A 19,810-nucleotide genomic window follows, 5' to 3' on the forward strand; every position below is an offset into this window, starting at 1 on the left:
GGAAATAATAATGATTAGTGCAAGCATGGTTAAAGAGTTAAGAGAAAAAACTGGTGCTGGAATGATGGACTGTAAAAGAGCTCTTAGTGAAACAGATGGTGATATGGAAAAAGCCATTGAACTCCTAAGAGAAAAAGGCTTAGCAGCAGCTGCAAAAAAATCTGGAAGAATAGCTGCAGAAGGATTGGTTCGTGCATATATTTCAGAAGGTATGAAATCTGGGTCTCTTGTAGAAGTTAATTGTGAAACAGATTTCGTAGCTGATAATGAAGAGTTTATTACCCTAACAAAAAACATAGCAATGCAAGCAGTTCAAACTAATTCTACTACTATTGGTGAATTCAGTGATGAAAAATACATAACTGATGCAGCAATGACTGTTAATGATGCTGTTACAGCTTTAATAGCAAAATTGGGTGAGAACATGTCTGTAAGAAGATTTCAAAAGTTCTCCATTGAAAATGGTATAGTTCAAAGCTACATTCATGGTGGTGGAAGAATAGGCGTTTTAGTAGAATTATCTTGTGAAAAACAGGATGATGTGTTAATTCAAATTGCTAAAGATATTGCAATGCAAATTGCAGCAGCTAGTCCATTATTCTTAGATAATACTTGTGTTGACAATGAAACTTTAGAAAAAGAAAAAGAAATATACAGGGTTCAAGCATTAAACGAAGGAAAACCTGAAAAAATCGTTGAAAAAATGGTTATGGGTAGAGTAAATAAATATTATAAAGAAGTTTGTTTACTTGAACAAATATGGGTTAAAAATGCTGACTATACTATTAAAAAATATCTTCAAGAAGAATCTAAAAAACTTGGTGCTGATATAAAGGTAACAAGATATGTAAGATTTGAAAGAGGAGAGGGCATAGAAAAGAAAGAAGAAAATTTTGCTGAAGAAGTTCAAAGACAAGTTCAGGGTAAATAATAATTAAAGGGAACACTGGGTGTTCTCTTTTTTAAAATAAGTAATACTTTAAAATAGTAGTACTTAAAATCAGGAGGTATAATGTTTATGGAGGTTGCTAAGTATAAAAGAATTATGTTAAAGATTTCTGGAGAAGCTTTAGCTGGTGAAAAAGGATTTGGAATAGACTTTGAAATTACAAATGTGATAGCACTTCAAATAAAAGAATTGGTTGAGTTAGGTGTTGAAATAGGAATAGTTGTCGGAGGCGGAAATATATGGCGTGGTAGAAGTGGTGAAGGTATGGACAGGACTACTGCGGATTATATGGGAATGATGGCAACTTGTATTAATGCATTAGCTCTTCAAGATTCTTTGGAAAATATAGGCGTAAATACTAGAGTACAAACTGCCATTGAAATGAAAGCTGTAGCAGAACCGTTTATAAGAAGAAGAGCAATGAGGCATTTAGAAAAAGGTAGAGTTGTTATATTCGCAGCGGGCACAGGTAATCCATATTTCTCAACAGATACAACAGCAGCTCTTAGGGCGGCAGAAATAGAAGCAGAAGTGATTTTGCTTGCTAAAAAGGTTGATGGAGTTTACGATAAGGATCCTCATATATATGATGATGCAAAGAAATTTGATCATCTTAGTTATCTTAATGTGCTTGAGAAAGGACTTCAAGTTATGGATTCCACTGCTACATCATTATGTATGGATAATAATATACCAATATTAGTTTTTGGACTTGACAAGCCTGAAAATATAAAAAAAGCAATTTTAGGAGAAAAAATTGGTACTTTGGTATCTGATTCTGCTAAATAGTCAGTATAAAATGGAGGGAATTCTATGATTAAAGAAATTATTAGTATTGCTGATGAAAAAATGAATAAATCTATTACTGTTTTAAAACACGAACTTGCAAGTTTGAAGGCAGGAAGAGCAAATGTTTCAATGTTAGATAGAATTCGTGTTGAATCTTATGGAAGTCTTGTGCCAGTAAGTCAAGTAGCGAACGTTTCCTCACCGGAACCTAGAGTGTTACTAATTCAGCCATGGGATAAAGCTTCTATGAAAGATATAGAAAAAGCCATATTAAAATCTGATTTAGGATTAAACCCATCTAATGATGGATCCGCAATTAGATTAATTATCCCTGAACTTACTGAAGAAACAAGAAAGAATTTAATTAAAGTAGTAAAGAAAACAGGAGAAGAAGCTAAAGTTGCTATAAGATCTATAAGACGAGATGCTAATGATAAAATTAAAGGTCTTAAAAAAAGCAGTGAAATTACTGATGATGAAGCTAAAAAGTCAGAAGACATCATACAAAAAGAAACAGACAAATTTATAAAAGAACTAGATAAATTGATTGATATTAAAGAAAAAGAAATAATGTTAGTTTAATTTATAATTTTAAATAGAACCTGCATAACTGCAGGTTCTATTTAAAATTATGCAATAACTAGTAAAAAGGAGAGAATTTTATTGAAAAAATTATTCGCTTTTTTTAAAAGAGACAAAGAAATAAGTAATAATTTAGATTTAGATATGTCAAAAATACCTAAGCATATTGCAATTATAATGGATGGAAATGGTAGATGGGCCAAGGAACGTAATTTACCGAGAGCACTTGGACATAAGGCTGGAGTAGAAGCAATTAGAAGAATTGTTAAAGAATGCAACAAATTGGGAGTTGGATATTTGACATTGTATGCATTTTCAACTGAGAATTGGAATAGGCCTTTAAAAGAAGTTGATTCTCTGATGAAATTGTTGGTAGAGTACTTAAAAAATGAATTTGAAGAATTAAATGCTAATGATGTAGTAATTAATTCTATAGGTAACATATCAAAATTACCACAGATATGTAGGACAGAATTGAATAATGCTTATGAAAAAACAAAGAATAATAAGGGGTTAACTTTAAATTTAGCTTTAAATTATGGTGGAAGAAACGAAATAGTAGATGCCGTAAAAGGAATATATATAGATTTAAGAAGCGGAAAGATATCTAAAGATGAAATAACTGAGAATATATTGTCAAAATATATGTACACTGGAAAAATTCCAGACCCGGATTTAATAATAAGGCCTAGTGGTGAATTAAGATTAAGTAACTTTTTACTGTGGCAAAGTGCATACTCTGAACTTTGGTTTTCAGATATTAATTGGCCGGATTTTCATGAAAAACAGCTGAGACTTGCAATATCGGACTATCAAAAGAGAGATAGAAGATTTGGAAAGGTTAGATAGGGGAGAAAATTATGAATAATAGATATATAGGAGCACTGATTCTAGCTCCATTAATAATATTTATATTTTTAGGAGGAGAGTACTTAAAATATATTGTAATGATACTTTCACTTTTGGGTATGTATGAGTTCTACAAAGTTTCTAGAAAAAAAAATTATAAGCCTATTGGGCTAGTAGGTTATATCTTATGTATAGTATATTACCTAAATATGGGGAGTGATTTTTTATCAAGCTTTAATATATACATATTAATAGCTACAATTTTTTTACTATTATGCATTCCTGTGGTCTATACAACTTATAATGTTATAGACGTTGCCCTCACCATATTCGGATTTTTGTATGTGGCAGTATTTTTTAGTTTCATAGTGTTTATAGATAATAAAACTTATGGTCAATATTTAGTTTGGATTATATTTATCTGTTCATGGGGATGTGATACGTCAGCTTACTATTCAGGAAGAATTTTAGGAAAAGGTGGTAAACATAAGCTATGCCCTAAAGTAAGCCCCAATAAAACAATTGAGGGCTCGATAGGTGGACTTTTGGGAAGTACTATAGGATGCACAATTTATGGATATGCTATATCAAGATATGGGGTGCCTATTCAATTACATCATTACGCTATAATTGGTGTACTTTGTGGTGTTTTTGGACAATTTGGAGATTTAATTGCGTCTTCAATAAAAAGATTTGTTGGAGCAAAAGATTATAGTAGTCTTATACCTGGACATGGTGGAATCTTAGATCGATTTGACAGTATTTTATTTGTGTCTGTTGTAACATTTTATTATATTACATTTATATTGCAATTATAAAAATATGTTCAACAAATATATAGAAATTATAAACTTGTTCTTATCATTTATTGTTTAAAAAAATCATATATTGTGCAGAATGCAAAAAAGTTTTTGGTGAATTGGCATTCTTTACAATATATGATTTTGTTATTATGTAAATAATTCTAGAGTACTAACTATGTTAAAAATTTACATTGATATCTGCATGAATTATTGAATATAATAATATAATTACTAGTTTTATTATAAAAAGAGAATCATACACTATATATTGAATAATTATTTTGCGTTTACAAAAATTACTACTTACTTTATTTTAATAAATAAATATGTTATATTATATGCTGTAGAACATTTAATTAATATGTAAATACTAAGTGATAAGTATGAGATTGAGAAAATAAACAAGAATTTAATAATAAATATTGAAACCATATAAATTATAAAACATAGCTTTAAACGAATGGAGAGATTTACATGAAGAAACTTACTGTTTTAGGAGTTACCGGGTCCATAGGAACTCAAACGTTAGATGTTATTCGAAAGGAGATTGACAACTTTACTATTGTGGGAATTTCGGCTAATACTAATTGGGAAAAGGTTATACCGATAATTGAGGAATTTGGACCAGAATATGTTGCCATGATGGACGAGGGAGCTTCATTAAAACTTAAAAAACATTGCAGCAAAAAAAATTATTCAACTAAAATTTTGCATGGGTTAGACGGCTTAAATTATATAAGTACTTTATCAGAAGTTGATATTGTAGTAACATCGGTTGTAGGTATGATAGGTTTGATTCCTACTATGAAAGCTATTAATGCAGGAAAAGATATTGCTTTAGCAAATAAAGAAACACTAGTTGCAGCAGGTAAATTAGTCATGGATGCTGCTAGAAAACATCATGTAAATATTTTACCTGTTGATTCAGAACATGGAGCTATTTTTCAATGTTTACAGGGGAATAAAATAGATACTGTTAGTAAATTAATAGTAACTGCATCTGGTGGACCATTTAGAGGTAAAAGCAGACAACAATTAATAGATATAAAACCGGAAGAGGCAATTAAACACCCTAAATGGAATATGGGTAGGAAGATATCAGTTGATTCATCTACGCTTATGAATAAAGGGCTAGAGGTTATAGAGGCGCACTGGTTATTTGGTATTGATTACGAGAATATACAGGTTGTAGTTCACCCTCAAAGCATAATACATTCTATGGTTGAGTATATTGACGGAAGCGTAATAGCACAAATGAGCTCTCCCGACATGAGACTTCCTATTCAGTATGCTATAAACTACCCCAAAAGAAACAAAAATGTCATTAAAGAATTGGATTTTTATAATATGGGTAATTTAACTTTTGAAAAACCAGATATGAATACGTTCAAATGTCTAAAATTAGCATATAAAGCAGGAAAAGCGGGTGGGAATATGCCTGCTATTATGAATTCAGCGAATGAAGTAGCTGTTGAACTTTTTCTAGATCATAAAATTAAGTTTCTTCAAATAGAAGACATTATAGAAAATTGCATGAGTAAATTTGAGCATAATGTTAATCCAAGTTTAGAAGATATTTTAGAAGTAGATTTAAAGGTTAGAGAATATGTAAGAAATAGTTATGATAAAAGATAGGGAGGGGAATTGTTATGTTTAATAATCTTACAAGCATTATAACAAACATACCATATATTATTATGGCTCTATTAGCATTTAGTCTCTTGGTTATAATACATGAATTAGGTCATTTTATGTTATGCAAGTTAAACGGAGTGAAGGTAAGCGAGTTTTCTTTAGGGATGGGTCCTAAACTTTTTGGAATTAAAGGAAAAGAAACGGAATATTTAATTAAAGCATTTCCTGTTGGTGGGTATGTTAAGATGGAGGGTGAAGAAGGTGGAAGTACTGATCCAAGATCTTTCACTAATAAAACACCACTTCAAAAACTAAGCATAGTTTCTGCTGGTGCAATTATGAATTTAATATTAGCAGTAGTTTTATTTATTTTCGTAGGTGCTGCAAAAGGGTATATACTACCAATTATTGGAGAAGTAAGTTCTAATAGTCCTGCTATGAAAGCAGGAATACAAGCTGGAGACGAAATTACTAAGGTTAATAAGGTTAATATAGATAGATGGGATGAATTTTTAAATGAGATTTATACATCAAAAGGCGAAAGTATGAACATTGAAATAGTTAGAGATTCTAAAGTAAAAGAAATATCCCTAAAACCTGTTAAAGATGCGAAAGAAAATAGATTTTTAGTAGGTATACGTGTTTCTGGTGTAGAAAAAAAATTGAACTTTAGTGAATCTGTAGCTTATGGATTCGATCAAACTGTTAGTACGGCAAAACAGACTTTTGGATTTTTCGGTAACCTATTCCACGGTAAAGTTACTGCTAATGATGTAGGTGGACCAATAAGTATAATAAGAATTTCAACTATGTCTGCGCAAGCTGGATTAACAACGTTAATGTACTTTACTGCATTAATGAGTGTACAACTAGGAATATTCAACATAATACCTTTCCCGGCTTTGGATGGAGGATGGATTTTTATGTTGTTATTTGAAATAATAACAGGTAAAAAATTAGATGATAATAAAGTTGGAGTTATAAATTATATTGGATTTATGATTTTAATGGCATTAATGGTGTTAGTTGTGGTAAAGGATATAATTAATCCGTTAAAATTCTAGGAGATGAAGAATATGAAGGTTACACGAGTGAAAGAAACAAAGAAAATAAAAATTGGAAATATATATATAGGTGGAGATTCGAAGGTTGCAGTGCAATCAATGACAAATACAGACACAAGAGATGTAGAGGCCACAATAAAGCAAATTCTTGAGCTGGAAAAACAAGGGTGTGACATTGTACGTTGTGCTGTGCCGGACATGGTGGCAGCTGATGCTATTAAAAGTATAATCAAAGGAATTCACATACCACTCGTGGCGGATATTCATTTTGACTATAATTTAGCTCTAAAATCTATTGAGAATGGGATATCAAAATTAAGGATTAACCCAGGTAATATTGGTAGTATTGATAGAATAAAGTTAGTAGCAGATGCTGCTAAAGAAAAGCAGATCCCGATAAGAATTGGTGTAAATTCAGGATCACTAGAAAAAGATATACTTAAAAAATACGGGCATGTATGCTCGCAGGCTTTAGTCGAAAGCGCATTAAGGCATGTTAAAATACTTGAAGGTTTAGACTTTTATGATATAGTTATTTCCATAAAATCCTCAGATGTAATGATGATGATTGAAAGTTATAAATTGTTATCAAGTAAAGTAAATTATCCATTGCATCTTGGTGTTACGGAAGCTGGGACTACATGGAGAGGAACAATAAAATCAAGTATAGGTATTGGAGCACTTTTAGCTGAAGGTATTGGAGATACTATAAGAGTATCATTAACGGGGGATGTAGTAGACGAGGTTAAGGTTGGCACAGAAATTCTAAAATCATTAGGTTATATAGATGGTGGTGTTAAATTTGTATCATGCCCAACCTGTGGAAGAACTCAAATTAATCTTATAAAAATTGCAAATGAAGTAGAAGAAAAATTAAAGTTATGCGATAAAAACATTAAGATTGCAATAATGGGATGCGCAGTTAATGGTCCAGGAGAGGCAAGAGAAGCTGATATTGGCATCGCAGGAGGAAATGGGATTGGTCTCATATTTAAAAAGGGTGAAATAATTAAGACTGTTAAGGAAGAAAATTTAGTGGAAGAACTTATTCGCGAGATAGATAAACTATAAATGTCTTATCAGGAGGAATACTAATGAATGCCAGTCTAGCTGAAATGTTGAAAAATGATTTCAATTTAAATGAAGAAACATTAGTAGATGATATTAAGGTATTGAGAGTTCAATACCTTAAAAAAAGCAATAAATTGAGAGTGTTAATTAAATCTTTTGAGGATATAGATGATAATAAAAAGCTGGTAATTAAAAATATTATATCAAAACGATTGTGCAGCTTTAAAGATATACAGTTAATTTGCTATCGTGATGTGTCAGATGCTACTATAGAAGATGTAAAAGATAAATTCTGGTCAGAAGTTGTAAATGTTATAGCTACTTCAGAGCCGTCAAGTAAGGATAGTTTGCTAAAATCTTCTAGGATAATAGAAAAAGGTATTCTTAAAATTCAGTGTGGTAATGATTTTATGTGTAAAATTTTAAGGGATAAGAACATAGAAGTTCTTATAAAAAATACAATAAATGATATGTTTGGAGTTAACTCAATAGTTAAATTAGAGCATAATAGTGAGCTCTCTAAAGAAAACTATTTTGAAAAGAAAGAAAAGGAAAATGAAACTATAATAAAGGAAATAGTAAAAAATATTAATGTTGAAAAGAAAGATAAACCCCAAAATAATAGTCAAAATAAGGATAGCAATGGGTACAAATCAAATAAGTATAGTAGGCCAGGCTATAAAAAAGGTGAAGCCGCTGATGCAAACACTATAATGGGGAGAAACATAAATGATGAGACAACAGAAATAAAAGAGATAAATGAAACTTCCGGAATAATATGTGCAAGTGGAGATATATTTAAAGTAAATATAATTGAAACAAAAACAGGGAGAATAATTATTACATTCTTTATTACAGATTATACAAGTTCAATTACAGTAAAATGTTTTCCTAAACCAAAAGATGTTGAGAAGATAATGGATGAGGTTAAAGTAGGACTTTTTTGTAAGATACGTGGAGAAGCAAGTTATGATACTTATGCAAGAGAAGTTGTTGTAATGGCTAGGGATATAGTAAAACTTAAAAAAATAGAAAGAATGGATACTGCACAAGAGAAAAGAGTTGAACTTCATTTGCATACTCAAATGAGTGCTATGGATGGGATAAGTCCTGCATCTAAACTTGTTGAAAGAGCTGCTAAATGGGGACATGCTGCAGTAGCAATAACTGACCATGGTGTGGTACAAGCTTTTCCAGAAGCCATGGACGCTGCTAAAAAGAACAAGATTAAGGTTATATATGGTGTAGAGGGGTATCTAGTAGATGATGGAGTTCCAATTGTTATTAACAACAAAAGAGAAAGTTTAGATGACTGTTATGTAGTTTTTGATATAGAAACAACTGGGCTTTCTAGTGAAAATGATAGTATAATTGAAATTGGTGCATTAAGAATAGAAAACGGAAAAATAGTAGATAGATTTAGTGAGTTTGTTGACCCAGGAATAGATATACCTTATAAAATTATCGAACTAACTGGAATAACAAATGACACTGTTTCCGGTGCAGCATCTATAAAAGAAATACTTCCTAGATTTTTAGAATTCGCAAAAAACAGTGTAGTTGTAGCCCATAATGCTGACTTTGATGCATCTTTTATTAAAAAAAATTCAGAAAGGTTAAATTTGAAGTTTGAGAATGCAATTATGGATACAATTCCTTTAGCTAAATATTTATTTAAAGACCTTAAGACATTTAAACTAAACAATGTAGCAAAGCATTTAGGGATATCACTCGAAAATCATCATAGAGCGATAGATGATGCTAAAGCTACTGCAGATATATTAGTACATTGTTTTAGTTTACTTAAAGAAAAAAATATTTTTGATTTAGAAACATTAAACAAAGAATTTTTAGGTGACTTTAATGTGAAGAAGGCCAATTCTTATCATGTAATTATTTTGGTAAAGGATCTAGTTGGTCTTAAGAATCTCTATAAGCTTATTTCAATTTCAAATTTAGAATATTTCCATAGAAGGCCTAGGCTTCCTAAAACCTTAATTGAGAAATATAGAGAGGGGCTTATAGTTGGATCAGCCTGCGAAGCTGGACAAGTGTATAAGGAAGTGCTTCAAGGAAAATCAGAAGAAGACATTAAAAAAGTAGTAGAATTTTATAATTACTTAGAAATACAACCTCTTTTAAACAATAAGTTCATGATTAAGAATGGTATTGTTAAAGATGAAAATGAATTAATGGATATTAATAGGAAAATATGTGCTATTGGAGAGAAAAATAATTTGCCTGTAGTTGCTACAGGAGATGTACATTTTTTAGAACCTTCTGATGAAGTTTTTAGAAAAATATTAATGGCTGGTAAAGGTTTTTCAGATGCAGATGATCAACCACCACTATATTTTAAAACTACTAATGAGATGTTAAAAGAGTTTTCATACCTAGGAGAAAAAAAATGCAGAGAAGTTGTAATTTATAATCCAAATAAAATTGCTGAAATGATAGAAGTTTTAAAACCAATACCAGATGGAACTTATACACCTAAAATACCAGGTGCAGAAGAGGATATTCGCAAGATGACATCAGATAAAGTTCATTCTATATATGGTGAAAACTTACCTGAGATTGTTGAAAAAAGATTGGATAAGGAACTTAACTCTATTATAGGTAACGGATATGCTGTGCTTTACCTAATAGCTGAAAAATTAGTAGCAAAATCACTTGCTGACGGCTATTTAGTAGGATCGAGAGGTTCAGTTGGATCTTCTTTTGCAGCTAATATGTCTAATATAACAGAAGTAAATGGACTTCCACCTCATTATGTATGCCCTGATTGCCAAAAGAGTGAATTCATTTTGGATGGCTCTATTGGTTCTGGTGCTGATTTACCTGATAAAAAGTGTCCCAATTGTGGTGCGCAATATATAAAAGATGGTCATGATATTCCGTTTGAAACATTCTTAGGATTTGAGGGAGATAAAGAACCTGATATAGATTTAAACTTTTCAGGAGAAAATCAAGCAGACATACATAGGTATACAGAGGTGCTGTTTGGAAAAGGGCATACTTTTAAAGCAGGGACAATTGGAACTATTGCTGACAAGACTGCTTATGGATATGTAAAAAAATATTTAGGTGAGAAAGACGTTAGGGTACCCCAAGCGGAAATAGAAAGACTTGTAATAGGATGTACTGGTGTTAAAAGGACATCAGGACAACATCCAGGTGGTATAATGGTTGTTCCAAGTGACAATGAAATATATAATTTTTGCCCAGTACAACACCCAGCGGATGACCCAAATTCAGATATTATTACAACACATTTTGATTACCATTCCATAAGTGGTAGGCTATTAAAGCTTGATATACTTGGACATGATGATCCTACAATGCTTAGGATGCTTCAAGATTTAACAGGACTTAACCCCATAACTATCCCACTCTCAGATTCAAAGGTTATAAGTTTATTTACATCACCTGAGGCATTAGGACTTACTGTCAAAGAGTTGGGTTGTGAAGTAGGAAGTTATGGCGTACCAGAATTTGGTACAAAATTTGTTAGACAAATGCTTTTAGATACGCAACCTAAATCTTTTTCGGACTTAGTTAGAATTTCTGGACTATCTCATGGTACGGACGTATGGATTAACAATGCACAATATTATATTAAAGAAGGGTTTACAACACTTAAAGAATGTATTTCTACAAGAGATGATATAATGGTTTATCTAATGCAGAAAGGGCTTCCACCTAAGACTGCTTTTACTATTATGGAGAAAGTAAGAAAAGGTAAGGGTCTTACAGAAGAGCATGAGCTAGTTATGAAAGAACATGATGTTCCAGATTGGTATATAGGTTCATGTAAGAAAATAAAGTACATGTTTCCTAAAGGCCATGCTGTAGCATACGTAATGATGGCAGTTAGAATAGCATATTATAAAGTTTATTATCCAAAAGAATATTATGCTACTTTCTTTACTATAAGAGCAGATGATTTTGATGCTAATCTTATTGTAAAAGGCGATAGTGCTATAAAAGTAAAAATGGATGAGCTAACTGCTTTGGGTAAAGATATAGGAATGAAAGAAAAAGGACTTCTAACTGCACTTGAGTTATCGTTTGAGATGTATAAACGAGGAATTAAATTATTAAATGTAGATCTTTATAAATCTGAGGCCGTTAAATTTACTATTGAAGATGAATCAATAAGACCTCCGCTAAGCGCCCTTGAAGGTGTAGGAGAAAATGCTGCTAAAAGTATAGTTTTGGTAAGAGTGCAGGGCGAGTTTATATCAAAAGAAGATTTGAGAATCCGTTGCAAAGTTTCTAAAACTGTGATTGAAGCACTAAACAATCATGGATGCTTAAAGGAGCTTCCTGAAACAAATCAGCTATCGTTTTTTTAAGGAAATGTAATAAAACCTTGAATTAGCATATTTTATATGATAGAATGAGATATATTAGTTACCGCTGGTAATTTTATTGCATGAGAGTAGGCCCGCCTACTCTCTATTTATTGAAACGCAACTATTGGTTGCGTTTTAATTATAATGCTTTGATTAATTATGTTAATAAATGTATAAAATATTAATAAAAGGAGGGTGTTTAAAGTGAAAAATGATACCTTGTTACAAAAGCTTAGAAAAATAATTGATCCAATAGTTGAAAAAAATAATTGTGAATTATATCATTTGGAATATGTAAAAGAATCAGGACAAAATTTCCTGAGGATATATATAGATAGCGCTAATGGAATATCTTTAGAAGATTGTGAAAAAACAAGTAGAGCAGTAAGTGAAATATTAGATGTAGAAGATCCAATAAAAGATGCTTACTGTTTAGAGGTATCCTCTCCAGGAATTGAGAGGATTTTATATAATGATAGTCATCTAAAAAAATACATAGACCAGAATATACTAATAAATTTAAATAGTCTATATGAGGGAAAGAAAAAACTTGAGGGCAATTTATTAGGATTTTCTGATGTACAAATAGAAATTCAGTATGATGGGAATAATATATCTATTCCAAAAGAAAAGATATCCATTGTAAGTTTAAAACCGGTGCTGTAAGGAGGAAAATTAAAATGAATCAGGAATTTATTGAAGCATTGAGAGAAATTGTGGATCAAAAAGGAATCAGTGAGGATTTACTTTTTGAAACTATTGAAGACGCATTAGTAGCAGCATATAAGAAAAATTTTGCTACGCTGTCTAGCAATAGCCAAAATGTAAAGGTGACAATGAATAGAGAAACAGGTGAAATACACGTTTATGGTCAAAAAACAGTTGTAGAAGAAGTAGTTGAGGATGTTACTGAAATATCACTAGAAGAAGCTAAAGAGTATAGCCCTAAATATCAAATTGATGATGTCGTTGATATTGAAGTTACTCCAAGGAAATTTGGAAGAATAGCAGCACAATCTGCAAAACAAGTAGTTATTCAAAGAATTAAAGAAGCTGAGAGAAACATTATATACAATGAATTTATAACCAAAGAATTTGATATTATTACAGGAAGTGTTATAAGAAAAGATAGAGGTAATGTATTTATAGATTTAGGTAAAATTGAAGCTGTGCTTGGAGCTAATGAACAGATGCCTGGCGAAGAATATAATTTCAACGAAAAATTAAAACTATATATTGTTGAGGTTAAAAACACTACCAAAGGTGCTCAAATAGGAGTATCAAGAACTCATCCAGGTCTTGTGAAACGTTTATTTGAATTAGAAGTGCCAGAAGTTTTTGGTGGTGTTGTTGAAATAAAAAGTATTTCGAGAGAAGCAGGTTCAAGAACTAAGATTGCAGTATATTCAAATGATGAAAATGTTGATGCTATGGGGGCTTGCGTTGGACCCAAAGGCACTAGAGTTCAAAACATAGTTAATGAATTAAGAAATGAGAAAATTGATATTATTAAGTGGAGTAAGAAATCTGAAGAGTATATATCAAACGCTTTAAGCCCTGCAAAGGTATTAAATGTAGAGGTTGAAGAAAATTCTAAATCAGCAAAGGTCATAGTGGAAGATAATCAATTATCTTTAGCGATTGGCAAAGAAGGTCAAAATGTTAGATTGGCAGCAAGACTCACAGGTTGGAAAATTGATATTAAATCTAGAACTCAAGCTAAATATAACATGGATGAAACTGAAGAAACTGGAAACCAAGAAAGTGAAACTGAAGAAGTAGAAAATGAAGAAGTGGAAAATGAAGTAATTGAAACCATTACTGAAGAGTAGGTGATGCTTTATGAAAGTTAAAAAAATACCTCAGCGCATGTGTACAGGTTGCATGGAAATGAAATCTAAAAAAGAATTATTGCGCATAGTTCATAGCAAAGAAGGCGAAATCTCTATAGATTTAACAGGGAAAAAACCAGGCAGAGGTGCATATATTTGTAATAGTATAGATTGCTTTGAAAAATCTTATAAGACAAAAAGATTAGAGCGAAATTTAGGCGGGAAAATAAGCGAAGAAATTTATGGGAAACTAAAGGATAAGATAAATTATGAGGACGAGATAAATCATGAATAATAAATTTTTTCAGTTTTTAGGTTTAACTAAAAAAGCAGGTAAACTTATTGAAGGGTACAATCAATGTGAAGACGCACTAGCACATGGAAGAGGAACTCTTATAATTTTGTCAGAAGAAAGTGCTACAAACACTAAAGACAAATTTAAAAGATTAGGTATAAAAAACGTTATACCTCTTATAGAAGGAGTTCCAAGTGAGATTTTAGGTAAGTGTTTAGGCAGAGCAGAAATCAATGTTTTATGCGTAAATGATAAAAGAATGAGCAGTAAGCTATTAAGCTTATGGAATGAAAATGATGAATAAATTAAATTTCGGGGGTGAATGATTTGGCAAAAGTCAGAATATATGAATTAGCAAAAGAGTTAGAAGTGTCAAGTAAAGAATTAATTAATGTACTATTCGAAGAGTTTAGTATAAAGGCCAAAAATCATATGAGTGTGATTGAGGAAGAGGATGCTGAGTTAATCAAAGAACTTTATAGTGATGAAAATTCAGGACTTAAGGATAGTAAAAATGAAACAGTGGAACACTATGAAAACTTAGCTAATGAAGATGCTAACAAAGTTATTATTAGAAAAAGAGGTAGAAAAGGTAGAGACGAATTAGGCAGTGGTAACAATAGCGTTGAGGCAATAGATGATGAAGTTGTAGTAATTGATAGTACCATTACGGTTAAAGACTTAGCTGATACGTTAAAACGACCTTATGTTGAAGTAATAAAACAACTTATTTTTATAGGCGTTATGGCTGGAATGAATCAAGAAATTGATTTTGCAACAGCTGAAAAAGTAATAGAAAAATATGGTGCACTTGCAGTACTCAAAGATGCAGAAGAAGGCAAAATAGCTGAAGATGAAGACATTGAAGAAAATGAAACTGAAATAGCTACAGATAAAAAACCAGCTGTTGTTACAGTTATGGGTCACGTTGATCACGGCAAGACATCATTACTTGACTGCATTAGAAAATCTAAGGTTACAGAAACAGAAGCAGGTGGAATAACACAACACATTGGTGCATATACTGTTGATGTTAATGGCGAAAAAATTACATTTTTAGATACACCAGGACATGAAGCTTTCACAGCAATGAGAGCAAGAGGTGCTCAAATAACAGATATAGTTATACTTGTTGTAGCTGCAGATGATGGTATTATGCCACAAACTGAAGAGGCAATAAATCACTGTAAGGCAGCTAAGGTGCCAATTATAGTTGCTATAAACAAAATAGATAGACCAGGAGCTAATGTAGATAAAGTTAAGCAAGAATTAACAGAATATGGTCTTGTAGCAGAAGATTGGGGTGGAGACACAATTTGTGTTCCAGTATCGGCTCATACTAAAGAGGGAATTGATACTTTGCTTGAAATGGTAGTAATTACAGCAGAAATGTTAGAATTAAAAGCAAACGCTAGTAGGAAAGCTAAAGGAACTGTTATAGAAGGAAAACTTGATAAAGGTAGAGGCCCACTTGCCACTTTACTAATACAAAATGGTACACTACACACTGGTGATTCTATAATAGTTGGTTCAACTTACGGAAGAATAAGAGCGATGTTTGATGATAAGGGTAAAAAGATAAAGACTGCAGGTCCTTCTATTCCAGTAGAAATACTTGGATTATCTGAAGTGCCAGCAGCAGGAGATAGATTTAATGTAGTTAAAGACGAGAAAACTGCGAGAAATATGGCTGAAACTAGAAAAACTAATTTAAGAGAAGAACATTTTGAGACTAGTAATAGAGTTTCTATGGAAAACTTATATAATCAAATACAAGAAGGATCTGTTAAAGAACTTGGTGTAATTGTTAAAGCTGATGTCCAAGGATCGGTAGAGGCTGTAAGACAATCACTAGAAAAATTATCTACTGATAATGTTAAGGTAAGAGTTATTCATTCTGGAGTTGGAGCTATTACAGAAACAGATGTTGTTTTAGCAGCTGCATCAAATGCAATAATTATAGGTTTTAATGTAAGACCTGATAATAATGCAGCAACAATTGGAGAACAAGAGAAAGTAGAAATTAAGACATATAGAATAATTTATGATGCTCTTGATGATATTAAGGCCGCAATGATTGGAATGCTTGATCCTGTATATAAAGAAGTTGTTTTAGGTAGAGTTGAAATAAGACAAATATATAAAGTTTCAAATGTAGGAACAATAGCAGGATCTTATGTATTGAATGGTAAAATTACGAGAAATAGTAGTGTTCGTGTTCTTAGAAATGGAATAGTAATTACAGAATCAGTATTAGCTTCCTTAAAAAGATTTAAAGATGATGCAAAAGAGGTTGCTGCTGGATTTGAATGTGGATTAAGTGTTGAAAAATTCAATGACATTAAAGAAGGAGACATCATTGAAGCATTCATAATGGAAGAAATAAAACCAAAACTAATATAAGTATAAGGAGTAGTGAATTGTATGGTTAGTTATAGAAATGGTAGAATAAATGAAGAAATTAAAAAAGATGTAAGCAATACAATTCAAAATAAAATAAAAGACCCAAGGTTAAGTGCTATGGTAAGTGTAACAAAAGTAGATACTACAAAGGATTTAAGTTATACAAAGGTTTATGTTAGTGTATTTGGAAATGAGATTGCTAAAAAAGAAACAATTCAAGCACTTAAAAGTTCAACTGGTCTTATTAGAAAAGAAATAGGAATTCATGTTAAGCTAAGACATGTTCCTCAAGTTATTATAGAGATAGATGAAACTATTGAAAAGGCAATGCATCTGGAAGGTATTTTTAATCAGATAAAGGAAAAAGATAAGAATGAAGAAGAAAAGATAAAAGAAGGTATAACTCAAGAAGATAGTGATGATAATTAATGAGATTATTAATAAAATAAAGCTTTTTAAAAAAATTGCTATAACTTTTCACACATCGCCAGACGGCGATTGCCTAGGTAGCGCATTGGCTTTACTTATTGGACTTAGAAAACTAAATAAAGAAGTATATATAATTTCAAAAGAAGTTATTTCTAAAACTTTTTTATTTTTACCTTGCTCTAATGAAATAAGTGGCGAAATGTGTGAATTATTAAAGGGTACAGAATGTGTAATAGTTCTAGATTGTGGTGATTTTAAAAGAATTAATGCGAATCTTAGCATGAAAAATAAGAAGTTCGAATTAATTAATATAGATCACCACTTATCTAATGATTTATACGGAGATATAAATTTTATTGATATAAAAGCTTCTGCAGTTGGAGAAATTGTGTATAACGTGCTTAAACATCTTAATGTAGATATAGACAAAGAAATAGGTACATGTTTGTACACATCTATACTTACAGATACGGGTTGTTTTAGGCATTCTAATACCACAGCAGTAACTCATGATATTGCAGGTGAGCTAATAAATACTGGTATAGATTTTAGTAAGATCCATAGAATAGTATTTGAAAGTAAGAAATTAGATGAAATTAAATTTTGTGGAGAGATTATTAGTAATATTACAGTGGAACTCTATGGTAAAGTATGTTTTATGTATATATCTAAAGATATTTTAGAAAAATATAATATGGAATCCTCAGATACATCGGATATTATTAATAGTGGTACATCAATAGACACTGTTGAGGTTTCAATTCTTATAAAAGAATCTGAAAATGGTGTTAAAGTAAGTTTAAGATCTAAATCTTTCGTAGATGTTAGTAAAATTGCACAAGTTTTTAAAGGTGGAGGTCATGTTAGAGCTTCAGGATTTTTTACAGAAGCAAATTTTCATGATACTAAAGTTAAATTGATTGAAATTTTAGAAAAAGAGTTGATTAAATGAATGGTATATTAAATGTATTTAAACCTACAGGAATGACTTCCTTTGATGTAGTACGTAAAATAAGAAAAATTAGCAATGTGAAAAAAGTAGGCCACGCTGGCACTCTAGACCCGGAGGCTAGCGGGGTTTTACCTGTTTGTATAGGGAAAGCAACAAAGGCTATTGACTATATAATGGCAGACTTTAAAGTTTATGAAACTGAATTAAAATTAGGCGTTACTACAGATACTTATGATAGAGAGGGAAAAATCATAAAAGAGAGCGAAGTAAATTGGAGCGATGAAGAAATTACACGCGTTATTAACTCGTTTATTGGAGAAATAAAACAAGTTCCTCCAATGTACTCTGCTCTAAAGGTTAATGGGAAAAAACTATATGAATTAGCAAGAGCTGGAATAGAAATAGAGAGAGAAGCAAGAGCGATAGTAATTTATAGCATAGATATTAAGGAAATTAATTCGCCTTACGTAAAGTTTAGAGTGAAATGCTCTAAGGGAACATATATTAGAAGTTTGTGCTATGATATTGGAGAAGCATTAAAATGTGGCGGAATGATGTGGAATTTACAAAGAACTGCTACAGGTCAATTTGATATTGAGGATGCTATAAATGTTAATGAATTAAATGAAGAAAATATAAACAAATACATTATTCCTATAGAAAAAATATTTCAAAATAATACTAAAATCACTATAGAGGATAGGTTCGTTAAGTTTTTATTAAATGGTGTTATAGTAAAGGATAAAGCACTAACGTGTAAATTTGAAGTTAACAGTATGTATAGTATATATAATAATGATAATGAGTTTATTGGAATTGCAGATAAGAGTAATGACGGTGTTAGGCTAATAAAATCATTTATATAGGAGCATAAGTGGAATGTTAATTATAAAAGATAATTTTAAAACAAAATTAGAATATTCAACATACATAGCACTCGGAAGTTTTGATGGGCTTCATTTAGGGCACATGCATCTTATTAATAGAACCGTAGAATTAGCAAAAAAAAATAATGTAAAAAGTATGATTTGTACTTTTGAAAATCATCCATTGTCGGTTATAAATAAAGAAATTTGCCCGAAAATAATAATGGATAATAAAACAAAAATAAGTTTATTAGAAAATACGGGTATTGACATAGTTAATTTAGCTAAATTTGATAAGAAATTTATGAACATAACTCCTGAGAATTTCATAAAAAACATGGTGAAATGCTATAATGCAAAGGGAATAGTTGTTGGTTTTAATTATAGATTTGGTTATAAAAACTTAGGTGATGTAGAAATGCTACAGAAATATAGTTCTATACTAGGATATAAACTATATGTTTGTGAAGCAATTAGTACTAATGAGGAAGTTGTGAGCAGTTCAAAAATACGACATCTAATCGCCGAGGGCAATATTATTAAAGCAAATGAGCTTTTAGGACGTCCACACACTATTATTGGTAAAGTAATAAAGGGAAAACAACTTGGGAGAACTATTGGATTTCCAACTGTAAATTTAAATTACAATAAAGAATATATTCTTCCTAAGGGAGGGGTGTATTATACTGTAGTTGAATATAATAATTACCTTTATAAGGCTATAACTAATATAGGATATAATCCTACAGTAGAGGGTGGAAAACTGTCAGTAGAAACTCATATTTTGAATTTTGATAAACAAATTTACAGTGAATTAGTTAAAATAAACTTTATTAATAGAATAAGAGATGAGGTTAAATTTAATACTATAGGTGAATTAAAGCAGCAACTTGAAAAGGATAATGACTATGCTAATATGCAAGAGATATAACA

General features: G+C 31.1%; 18 protein-coding genes. All 18 read left to right on the plus strand.

The window, feature by feature from the left end; genetic code table 11:
* The first annotated feature begins 10 nt into the window (after positions 1 to 10).
* A complete protein-coding gene (tsf, locus tag LGK95_RS00800) occupies positions 11 to 931 on the plus strand; it encodes a translation elongation factor Ts (protein WP_226121167.1) in 921 nt (306 codons plus the stop codon).
* A gap of 87 nt (positions 932 to 1,018) precedes the next feature.
* Entirely contained in the window at positions 1,019 to 1,738 is a 720-nt protein-coding gene (gene pyrH, locus LGK95_RS00805) for a UMP kinase (RefSeq protein ID WP_226121169.1), read from the plus strand.
* Between the two features lie 24 nt (positions 1,739 to 1,762).
* Positions 1,763 to 2,320, plus strand: coding sequence for a ribosome recycling factor (gene frr, locus LGK95_RS00810; RefSeq protein ID WP_226121171.1), 558 nt, complete (start codon positions 1,763 to 1,765; stop codon positions 2,318 to 2,320).
* A 144-nt stretch (positions 2,321 to 2,464) separates the two neighbouring features.
* The gene (locus tag LGK95_RS00815; RefSeq protein WP_404814392.1) at positions 2,465 to 3,169 is read left to right on the plus strand and encodes an isoprenyl transferase; all 705 of its coding nucleotides are present in this window, start codon (positions 2,465 to 2,467) and stop codon (positions 3,167 to 3,169) included.
* An 11-nt stretch (positions 3,170 to 3,180) separates the two neighbouring features.
* A complete protein-coding gene (locus LGK95_RS00820) occupies positions 3,181 to 3,987 on the plus strand; it encodes a phosphatidate cytidylyltransferase (RefSeq protein ID WP_226121175.1) in 807 nt (268 codons plus the stop codon).
* Between the two features lie 459 nt (positions 3,988 to 4,446).
* Positions 4,447 to 5,607: a 1-deoxy-D-xylulose-5-phosphate reductoisomerase gene (locus LGK95_RS00825; protein WP_226121177.1), complete on the plus strand. Its 1,161-nt coding sequence runs from the start codon at positions 4,447 to 4,449 to the stop codon at positions 5,605 to 5,607.
* Between the two features lie 14 nt (positions 5,608 to 5,621).
* A complete protein-coding gene (gene rseP, locus LGK95_RS00830; protein WP_226121179.1) occupies positions 5,622 to 6,671 on the plus strand; it encodes an RIP metalloprotease RseP in 1,050 nt (349 codons plus the stop codon).
* 12 nt (positions 6,672 to 6,683) lie between these two features.
* The gene (gene ispG / locus LGK95_RS00835; RefSeq protein ID WP_226121181.1) at positions 6,684 to 7,742 is read left to right on the plus strand and encodes a flavodoxin-dependent (E)-4-hydroxy-3-methylbut-2-enyl-diphosphate synthase; all 1,059 of its coding nucleotides are present in this window, start codon (positions 6,684 to 6,686) and stop codon (positions 7,740 to 7,742) included.
* Between the two features lie 23 nt (positions 7,743 to 7,765).
* On the plus strand, positions 7,766 to 12,100 hold the full coding sequence (locus LGK95_RS00840) for a PolC-type DNA polymerase III (RefSeq protein ID WP_404814387.1): 4,335 nt from the start codon (positions 7,766 to 7,768) through the stop codon (positions 12,098 to 12,100).
* Between the two features lie 204 nt (positions 12,101 to 12,304).
* A complete protein-coding gene (gene rimP, locus LGK95_RS00845) occupies positions 12,305 to 12,766 on the plus strand; it encodes a ribosome maturation factor RimP (protein ID WP_226121183.1) in 462 nt (153 codons plus the stop codon).
* 14 nt (positions 12,767 to 12,780) lie between these two features.
* Positions 12,781 to 13,932, plus strand: a complete 1,152-nt coding sequence (gene nusA / locus LGK95_RS00850; protein WP_226121185.1) for a transcription termination factor NusA — start codon at positions 12,781 to 12,783, stop codon at positions 13,930 to 13,932.
* A gap of 10 nt (positions 13,933 to 13,942) precedes the next feature.
* The gene (gene rnpM / locus LGK95_RS00855; RefSeq protein WP_226121188.1) at positions 13,943 to 14,227 is read left to right on the plus strand and encodes an RNase P modulator RnpM; all 285 of its coding nucleotides are present in this window, start codon (positions 13,943 to 13,945) and stop codon (positions 14,225 to 14,227) included.
* Positions 14,217 to 14,531, plus strand: a complete 315-nt coding sequence (locus LGK95_RS00860) for a ribosomal L7Ae/L30e/S12e/Gadd45 family protein (RefSeq protein WP_226121758.1) — start codon at positions 14,217 to 14,219, stop codon at positions 14,529 to 14,531. The genes rnpM and LGK95_RS00860 overlap by 11 nt, the downstream gene beginning before the upstream one ends.
* A gap of 23 nt (positions 14,532 to 14,554) precedes the next feature.
* Complete coding sequence (infB, locus tag LGK95_RS00865) at positions 14,555 to 16,630, plus strand: translation initiation factor IF-2 (RefSeq protein ID WP_226121190.1); 2,076 nt, start codon at positions 14,555 to 14,557, stop codon at positions 16,628 to 16,630.
* 21 nt (positions 16,631 to 16,651) lie between these two features.
* Positions 16,652 to 17,059: a 30S ribosome-binding factor RbfA gene (gene rbfA / locus LGK95_RS00870; RefSeq protein WP_226121192.1), complete on the plus strand. Its 408-nt coding sequence runs from the start codon at positions 16,652 to 16,654 to the stop codon at positions 17,057 to 17,059.
* On the plus strand, positions 17,049 to 18,011 hold the full coding sequence (locus tag LGK95_RS00875; RefSeq protein WP_226121760.1) for a DHH family phosphoesterase: 963 nt from the start codon (positions 17,049 to 17,051) through the stop codon (positions 18,009 to 18,011). The genes rbfA and LGK95_RS00875 overlap by 11 nt, the downstream gene beginning before the upstream one ends.
* Positions 18,008 to 18,877, plus strand: a complete 870-nt coding sequence (truB, locus tag LGK95_RS00880; protein WP_226121194.1) for a tRNA pseudouridine(55) synthase TruB — start codon at positions 18,008 to 18,010, stop codon at positions 18,875 to 18,877. Before LGK95_RS00875 ends, truB begins: the two co-directional genes overlap by 4 nt.
* A gap of 13 nt (positions 18,878 to 18,890) precedes the next feature.
* The gene (locus LGK95_RS00885; protein ID WP_226121197.1) at positions 18,891 to 19,808 is read left to right on the plus strand and encodes a bifunctional riboflavin kinase/FAD synthetase; all 918 of its coding nucleotides are present in this window, start codon (positions 18,891 to 18,893) and stop codon (positions 19,806 to 19,808) included.
* The last annotated feature ends 2 nt before the right edge of the window (positions 19,809 to 19,810 follow it).

It is taken from the genome of Clostridium algoriphilum, assembly GCF_020443705.1.
GTDB lineage: Bacteria > Bacillota > Clostridia > Clostridiales > Clostridiaceae > Clostridium_AD > Clostridium_AD algoriphilum.